Raw genomic sequence first — 1,661 nt, forward strand, 5'->3', positions numbered from 1 at the left:
ACATCAAAAACAAGCAGCATAATCAATCAAACAACCGAACCAGAGCCTCCAATGTTCAAGCCGCTCTGATGTCCCATTTTATATGACGACAGACATTACTCAGCTGTTTTGACGTTGTTTTATTGGCCTTTCCTGTCCGGACCGGCTATAAATCCGCATGTCGCAACCCTTCGATCTCAACCAGTTTCCAGACCTTCCGCCCGAGGTGATGAAGGCCTTTGCCGCACAGTCTGCGGCGCTGGAAGCAGCACGGTTTGAAGCCGCGGTCGAGCGTGCGGCCCGCCTGCATGAACAGGCGGTGGTGGCCGAGAAGGACGCCTTCATCACCGAGTTGAAGGCCCTGATCGAGAAGCTGGAAGGCCAGGTCGGACAATACCGGCATGCGAAGTTCGGCCCTAAATCCGAGAAGCTGGACCCCGCGCAGCTCGAATTGGCGCTGGAGGATCTGGAAGCGGCCATCGCCGAGACCCAAGAACAGATTGCCGCGGTCGAGGCGAAGATCGCGGCCAGCGAGACCGATCCCGAGAAGAAGGCGCCGCGCAAGAAGCGCAAGGCGCGCGCCTTGCCGGAACACCTGCCGCGCGTCGAGCGTGTCATCGAGCCTGACAGCATCGTCTGCCCATGCGGTTGCGGCGACATGGTGCGGATCGGTGAGGACAGGGTCGACCGGCTGGATTACATCCCGGCGCGCTATCAGGTGATCGTCACGATCCGCCCGAAATACGCCTGCCCCAAGGGGCGCGCGGGTGTGGTTCAGGCCAAAGCGCCGGCGCATCTTCTGGAGGGCAGCTGGCCCACCGAGGCGCTGTTGGCCCAGATCGCCGTGTCCAAGCATTCCGAGCACATGCCCCTGAACCGTCAGGCCGTGGTCATGGCCCGGCACGGCGTGCCGATCGACCGATCGGTCCTCGCCGATTGGATGGGTCGGACCGGTGCGCTGATCGCGCCGGTGGTGGATCACATGGCCCTGGTCTTGAAACAGGGCAGCACGCGCCTCTATGTCGACGAGACCACCGCCCCAGTGCTGGACCCCGGGCGCGGCAAGACGAAAACCGGCTATCTCTGGGCGGTGCTGCGCGATGACCGCGGCTGGGGCGGCACCGCGCCGCCGGGGGTGGTGTTCCACTACCGCCCTGGCCGGAAGGGTGAATACGCTGCCGAGATTCTCGACGGGTTTAACGGCACAATTCAGGTCGATGCCTATGGCGCCTATACCCACCTCGCAACGCGAAAGCGCACGGGCGGCGATCCCTTGCGGTTGGCTTTCTGCTGGGCACATGGACGGCGCAAGCTGATCAAGGCCAAGCCGAAGAAGGGCTCTCCCATCGTCGACGAGGCGCTGGTGCGCATCGCTGCGCTCTACAAGGTCGAAGACAGCATCCGCGGGTCAGCCCCAGATCATCGCCGTGCCGTCCGTCAGGACCTGTCGCGACCGTTAGTAGATCAGTTCTTCGCCTGGCTGGCCGCACAGGCCGCACGGATCTCGCGCAAATCCGACCTCGGTGCGGCGCTCGCCTACATGCTGCGACGCCAGGACGGCTTCCGGCTCTTCCTGGAGGATGGCCATGTCGACATGGACTCCAACCTGGTCGAGAACGCCATCCGCAGCCCGGCCATGAACCGCCGCAACGCGCTTTTTGCCGGTCACGATGAGGGCGGCC

1 protein-coding gene is annotated in these 1,661 nt (G+C 63.5%); it reads left to right on the plus strand.

Annotated features, from left to right (window positions below; translation table 11 throughout):
- Positions 1–157: 157 nt before the first annotated feature.
- A partial coding sequence (gene tnpC, locus B8991_RS20905; protein ID WP_084355208.1) for an IS66 family transposase occupies positions 158–1,661 on the plus strand: 1,504 nt, incomplete at its 3' end.

Origin of the sequence: Primorskyibacter flagellatus, from assembly GCF_900176485.1 — a bacterium.
GTDB lineage: Bacteria > Pseudomonadota > Alphaproteobacteria > Rhodobacterales > Rhodobacteraceae > Primorskyibacter > Primorskyibacter flagellatus.